Source organism: Okeania sp. SIO3B5 (assembly GCF_010692555.1).
Taxonomy (GTDB): Bacteria; Cyanobacteriota; Cyanobacteriia; order Cyanobacteriales; family Microcoleaceae; genus Okeania.
On sequence record NZ_JAAHHG010000318.1, the window covers coordinates 5,722 to 11,613 of the forward strand.

Annotated in this window: 5 protein-coding genes; 3 read left to right on the forward strand and 2 right to left on the reverse strand. The window is 36.6% G+C overall.

Annotated elements, in window-relative coordinates; translation table 11 throughout:
• The first annotated feature begins 95 nt into the window (after positions 1-95).
• On the forward strand, positions 96-683 hold the full coding sequence (locus F6K54_RS30010) for a class I SAM-dependent methyltransferase (RefSeq protein ID WP_293086026.1): 588 nt from the start codon (positions 96-98) through the stop codon (positions 681-683).
• A gap of 207 nt (positions 684-890) precedes the next feature.
• On the opposite strand, the gene F6K54_RS30015 is transcribed toward F6K54_RS30010, so the two are convergent.
• Complete coding sequence (locus tag F6K54_RS30015) at positions 891-1,037, reverse strand: hypothetical protein (protein ID WP_287273213.1); 147 nt, start codon at positions 1,035-1,037, stop codon at positions 891-893.
• Between the two features lie 359 nt (positions 1,038-1,396).
• Entirely contained in the window at positions 1,397-2,389 is a 993-nt protein-coding gene (locus F6K54_RS30020; RefSeq protein ID WP_293086032.1) for an RluA family pseudouridine synthase, read from the reverse strand.
• A 264-nt stretch (positions 2,390-2,653) separates the two neighbouring features.
• Between F6K54_RS30020 and ilvN the strand changes: the two genes are divergently transcribed.
• Together ilvN and F6K54_RS30030 are read left to right on the forward strand one after the other, a co-directional pair.
• Positions 2,654-3,178 (forward strand): acetolactate synthase small subunit, encoded by a 525-nt coding sequence (gene ilvN / locus F6K54_RS30025; protein WP_293086035.1) that lies wholly within the window; start codon positions 2,654-2,656, stop codon positions 3,176-3,178.
• A gap of 935 nt (positions 3,179-4,113) precedes the next feature.
• Positions 4,114-5,685 carry a CAP domain-containing protein gene (locus F6K54_RS30030; RefSeq protein ID WP_293086038.1) on the forward strand — a complete coding sequence of 524 codons (1,572 nt, stop codon included), beginning with the start codon at positions 4,114-4,116 and terminating at the stop codon, positions 5,683-5,685.
• Positions 5,686-5,892: the final 207 nt, after the last annotated feature.

Consider the following 5,892-nt stretch of genomic DNA (forward strand, 5'->3'; position numbering starts at 1 on the left):
TTATTGAGCAAAAAAACTAAAGTAATTTCAGTTATTAGTTAGCCTCCTAACGGAGTGTGGGATAGTAAACATAAATCAAATTTGAACTATAAATTATGGTAAATAAAATTTCTGCTGAAGAATTTTATGATGATTTTGCTGCCAACTATGATGATGTACTCAAAGATCCCAAGTGTAATGCACAGCACGTCTATGAAGCAGCTAAAATATTCCATAGATATAATTATCATCAAGGTAGTATTTTAGATATTGGTTGTGGCACTGGTTTTTTGAGTCAATTATTGCAGGGAAATTTTAAATATACAGGTCTTGATATTTCGGCTAATATGCTGGAATATGCAACTAAAAGAGGTTATAAAACTATTAATAAACCAATAGAAACTGCTTTACCTAAAATTGAGACTCAATCCTATGATTTTGTTTTTTGTTTAAGTTCATTGCATTGTGTCGAAGATGCTAAAACAGCAATTGAACATATTTATCGAATTGCTCGTCAAGCTATTTTAATTAGTATTGATGAAGCAACAGAGCAATATATTAAAAGTTTTGTTGTGCCAGTTTATGAGCATTCAAAAATAGTAATTGAAAATGCTATTGAAGATTATTTTATATTAGGTTGGACTTCTCCAACTACAGGTATTCCTATCCGAACTCGGATGATTTACATTGAACAAAAAAGCTAAGGTCATTTCAGTTATCAGTTTTTTTATTCCCTTAAAAGGGGAGACTTTAAAACATAGTTTATTGGTAAATATAAGTAAATTTTGAACTATAAATTATGGTAAATAAAGTTTCTGCTATAGATTAAGTAGTGACTCTTTAGTTTACCTTCTGATAATTAAAAGGATGTACTAAACTAATATCACTACTTCTACCAGACTAGATTTTTTTTAAAATACAAAAGGCAATATTGAAGTGGGGGCAGGTATCATTTCACTACCTCTAAAATCTAGTAGTTGTACTATAATTAAATAGGCGATCGCCAAAGCTATAGAAATAGCTCCAGTAATAATAGCGACAATTTTTCCACGATCCATAATTTTTTACTCCTGAACTTGTATGATAATTAAAAAAATTAGCTTTTTGTAGGTTGGGTTGAGGAACGATCTTTGTAGCTTATCTGCAGGATCAACTCAACAAACTCCTTTCGTCTGTTGGGTTGCGCTACCGCTTAACCCAATCTACAGTATTATAACTGACTTCTTTGTCCTGACTCCTAACTTGTGACTTCTAACTTCTAACTTCTAACTTTTGACTTTTGACTTTTGACTTCTAATCCAGAACGTCTACGCAAAACCTCCTCCTTTCGTCTGTTGGGTTGCGCTACCGCTTAACCCAACCTACAGTATTATAACTGACTTCTTTGTCCTGACTCCTAACTTGTGACTTGTGACTTCTAACTTCTAACTTTTGACTTTTGACTTTTGACTTCTAATCCAGAACGTCTACGCAAAACTTCAACTAAGGTGAGAAAATCTTCTGGCAAAGGAGCGATCGCTGAAATTAACTCTCCAGAAACAGGATGTTGTAACTCTAGTCGCCAAGCATGAAGTGCTTGACCAGTTAAATTCACTCCTACCGAACGACCTTTTCCATAAATAGTATCGCCCACGATAGGATACCCTATTTTAGCACTGTGAACGCGAATTTGATGAGTCCTGCCAGTCTCTAACCGAAACAACATCATGGAAAAATTTCCCAAACGTTCCTTAACTGCCCAATGAGTAACGGCGAGTTTTCCGCCTCTTTCTACTGGTGTCACCGCCATTTTTTTGCGGTCTACCCGATGACGACCTATGGGTAAATCTATTTTGCCACTATCTGTTTTCGGACTACCATAAACGACTCCTAAATATTCCCGTCTCGCCGTTTTTGCCTGCAACTGTGCCTGCAAATGTTGATACGCTTGGTCTGTTTTCGCCACCATTATTGCTCCAGTGGTATCCTTATCCAAACGATGCACAATACCCGGTCGTTGCACTCCACCAATACCTGCCAAAGAATCACAATGAGCTAAAAGTGCATTCACCAAAGTACCATCAGAATGTCCGGGAGCTGGATGTACAACTAAACCTGCTGGTTTGTTGATAATTAATAAAGCATCATCTTCGTAGAGAATATCCAGAGGAATATCATTAGCTTCTATTTCTAAAGGTACTGGTGGGGGAATAGTTAAAATAATCCGATCGCCATGCTGTACTATTACTTTTTTAGAGGTGCAGAGTTGGTCGTTTATTTTCACATTACCTTGGGATATTAACTTTTGAATATGCGATCGCGATAGGTCAGGTATTTGCTCAGATATCCAGACATCCAAACGCTGACTTATTTGCTTGACAAATTCACCCTTACTCTTTACCTCTAAAATTATTGAATCTTCATCAGCCATAAGTGGTAAAAATTGTTAGTGGGATAAAAACCTGATTAAACCTAAACTTAAGTATAAAATAACAAAATATCAAATATAGCACTACGCAAATAGGTTAGGAGATTTATAAATGCTCAAAGTCAGTCAGGGATTACTTCTGTACGTCGCCAATCCGACGGCTCCCCTATCTGACTTCTGACTTCTGTACGTCGCCAATCCGACGGCTCCCCTATCTGACTTGCGCGTAGGGCTATAGGTTGGCCAAGATAGCTATTGATTTAGAGAATGAAACATACTCTTTCTGTTTTAGTTGAAGACGAAGCGGGAGTTTTGACCCGCATTGCTGGTTTGTTTGCCCGTCGTGGTTTTAATATTGAAAGTCTGGCGGTTGGCCCAGCAGAACAAACTGGTGTTTCTAGAATTACAATGGTGGTGCCTGGGGACGACCGTGTTATCGAACAGTTGACTAAGCAACTATATAAGTTGATTAATGTTTTGAAAGTACAAGATATTACTGCTATTCCCTGTGTGGAACGAGAGTTAATGTTACTCAAGATTAATGCTACTACAAATGTGCGATCGGAAGTTATTGAAATTACAAATGTTTTTCGGGCGCGGGTAGTAGACTTAGATGACAACTCATTAACTATTGAAGTAGTAGGAGATCCAGGAAAAATGGTTGCCATTGTCCAAATGCTTGCTAAATATGGTATCCGAGAAATTGCTAGAACAGGTAAAATTGCTTTAACTCGTGAGTCTGGAGTTAATACTGAATTCCTAAAATTGAGAGCTTTAGAAGTAAAAATATAAGCATTTTCTAGGATGTTAATAAGGAAAGGGTTAATCCTATAGGAGAAGAAATGGTAATTTAAGCTTTTCTTTCGATTTAAAGAATGCTACTTGTCTCTTTCAAGACCTCATTCTCCTTTATATTTTACTGATTTAAATTTTATCCTAATCCTAGTTATTCTCAATTAAATATTCAAGATTAAGTAATTACTCTTTTTTTGAGAACAATCTCATTAGAAGTAATTACTTTTTTTTTTATTAATAGTTATTTTTTTATTAAACAAATTAAATAACAATATTTTTAAGAATGTCCTACAGATAAATTGCTCAAAATACGATTTTTAGCTTAAAAAAATTTAAGCATAATGTTTTAATTTAAGACAAATATACTAACTTTTTGATCTTGCAACATTGCTTCCGGAACTCTACAAAATTCCATGTAGTTCATAGTATAATAAATTAAATAATCACTTGTTCTTAAAAGATAAATCATATAGTTAAGTTATTTCAATTAATGATGAATTTAACTAGATGATTTGGCTGATTTTTCGGACAATATTTAATTATTAAAAATGTGGATTAATACCAAGGGTGAAAAAAGAATGTTACGAATAATAAGTGTGATTAAAATACTTTATAGGAAATGTTCCTTTGACAAAGCGGTAGTTAGCGTAGCTTCCCCTAGGGTGGGATGGCGAGGGAAGCTCGCCATATCCAATCGACCAAGAGATCGGTGTGATCTCGCGACGACATCGGTCGCATCTGGTAGCGCACAAAAAAAAAGAGAATTTACTAGCTCAAAATTGGTATTGAAGCCATTTCCATACGACTCCTGAGGACTGACTCCGAAGAAATACTCTAGGCATTTATAGCAAACATTATATAAAATTGGCATAACAAAGGAAATAATACTTGTTTTTCAAGTACTGCTGTTTAAATTTACAACACAACAAACCATGTCTACTACACTTCCTTCCGCCCAAGACCAATATATGCTCGAATTGATCAATAGAGGTCGAGAAAACCCTCAAGCAGAAGCAAATCTTTATGGAATAGAACTAAATGAAGGAGTCCGCACAAAAGATACAATTTCCACTGATGCAAAACAACCTTTAGCATTTAATCTCAACCTGAATACTGCTGCTGAAGACCACACTCAATATTTACTAGATAACAACAAATTCACTCACACAGGAGAAGGTGGTACAAACTCAAAAAAACGTATGCAGAATGCGGGGTATACATTCACAAACCCCTCTGGTAATGGGGAAAACCTTGCTTGGTTGGGAACAACGGGTACGCCCAACTTCACCAGTTATGTTGAGAGAAACTACGAAAACTTGTTTATTGATAAAGGCTTCCCTCGTAGAGCACATCGTGTAACTCTGATGAATCCTAACTTTCAGGAAATAGGAATTTCTTCACTACAAGGCCCGTTTACTTCTCGTGGTACAACTTTCAACGCAGTGATGAGTACCCAAAATTTTGCTTATTCTGCGGCGGGCGGTCCATTTATTACAGGTGTTGCCTACACTGATGCAGTCACTAATGACGATTTCTATACAGTTGGTGAAGGAATAGGCGGAATAACAGTTACAGCAGTTGATACAGCAAATAGTGCTAATACTTTTACAACAACAACTTGGGACTCAGGTGGTTATAGTTTAGATGTAGCCGCAGGTGCAACTTACGATGTCACCTTCTCTGGTGATCTCGATCAGGATGGTCAGGCAGATGATACAGCTACTTATCAAGTTACTGTTGGTTCCGAAAATGTCAAACAAGATGTAGTTAGCGACAACTTACCTCCCACTGAGCCTGAGCCTCCTATTGAACCGGAGCCTCCCAGTGATCCTGATAACTTCAATATTATCTATGGAAGTGACAAAAACGATAATCTGCGTGGCGGTGTAGATAACGATGCGATCTACGGTGAAGGTGGCAATGATAAGCTAATTGGTAGCAAAGGTAACGATATCCTCAATGGTGGTAATGATAACGATATCCTCAATGGTGGTAATGATAACGATATCCTCAATGGTGGTAATGATAACGATATCCTCAATGGTAGCAAAGGTAACGATATCCTCAATGGTGGTACTGGAAATGATGAGCTCAATGGTGGAAGAGGTAACGATATCCTCAATGGTGGTACTGGAAATGATGAACTCAATGGTGGAATAGGTAACGATACTCTTATAGGAGTAGATATAACTTCTGCTCAACCTGGTTATAATGAGATAGATACTTTGCATGGTAATGCCGATGCTGATCTATTTATCTTAGGCGATGATAGTCAAGTTTACTACACTGGAAATGGTGTCAAAGATTATGCTCAGATTGATAGTTTCAATGGTGCTGAAGGTGATCAAATTCAACTATCTGGAAGTGCTAGTGATTATACATTAGAAGAAAATGTTTCTAAACTGCCAAAAGGAACTGCTATTTATCATAATGATGATTTGGTTGGTGTTGTTAGGAATGTTATAAATATGGATTTGAATAGCAGTGATTTTTCTTTTGTATAAACTTTTAGGGCATATCTGAATTGATTTTATCGTATTATATGTATGTGCAAATTTTTAGGCTGAAGTGCTGATAGCTAGTGAATATTTTGAAAGTACAAGATATTATATCATGTCCGGTTGAATAATTAGACAATGGTTGTCCGAAGGCAGGAGGCAACCCACCCCTAACCCCTCCCAGGAGGGGAAGGCAGGAGGCAGAAGGTTTTA

Bases quoted from the DNA above. Each gene is read 5' to 3' on its own strand.
- F6K54_RS30015 (WP_287273213.1), bottom strand. From the start codon at position 1,037: ATGGATCGTGGAAAAATTGTCGCTATTATTACTGGAGCTATTTCTATA.
- F6K54_RS30020 (WP_293086032.1), bottom strand. From the start codon at position 2,389: ATGGCTGATGAAGATTCAATAATTTTAGAGGTAAAGAGTAAGGGTGAA.
- F6K54_RS30010 (WP_293086026.1), top strand. From the start codon at position 96: ATGGTAAATAAAATTTCTGCTGAAGAATTTTATGATGATTTTGCTGCC.
- ilvN (WP_293086035.1), top strand. From the start codon at position 2,654: ATGAAACATACTCTTTCTGTTTTAGTTGAAGACGAAGCGGGAGTTTTG.
- F6K54_RS30030 (WP_293086038.1), top strand. From the start codon at position 4,114: ATGTCTACTACACTTCCTTCCGCCCAAGACCAATATATGCTCGAATTG.